Source organism: Pseudomonas paraglycinae (assembly GCF_021601625.1).
Taxonomy (GTDB): domain Bacteria; phylum Pseudomonadota; class Gammaproteobacteria; order Pseudomonadales; family Pseudomonadaceae; genus Aquipseudomonas; species Aquipseudomonas paraglycinae.
The window spans coordinates 1-255 of the sequence record NZ_BQHR01000051.1 but is presented as its reverse complement, the minus strand read 5'-3'; the positions used below and the strand labels follow the sequence as shown (position 1 = coordinate 255).

The 255-nt window shown below is 48.2% G+C and carries 1 pseudogene; it reads left to right on the top strand.

Annotated elements, in window-relative coordinates:
• Positions 1 to 232, top strand: a pseudogene (locus L6D82_RS28520) (hypothetical protein); the annotation flags it as partial.
• Positions 233 to 255: the final 23 nt, after the last annotated feature.

Here is a 255-nt window from a genome sequence, read left to right as displayed (position 1 = left end):
TCTACAGCAGCCTCATTTGCTGTCAAGTGATTATTTTCAGAAGTTTTCGAAGATTTCTTCAACAACTTCAACCACTTGCGCTTCCGATCTCTCGTTAGCGGGAGGCGAATTCTACAGCGTTACACGCCGCTGTCAACACCTCTTTTTCTCCGCTTTCGACCGAGAAGATCGAACCGTTAAAAGCGCCGAACAAGTCGACATTTCCAACTCCTTCCAGGCTTCGATGAACTGAAGCGACCCGCCTTCGAAACCTAC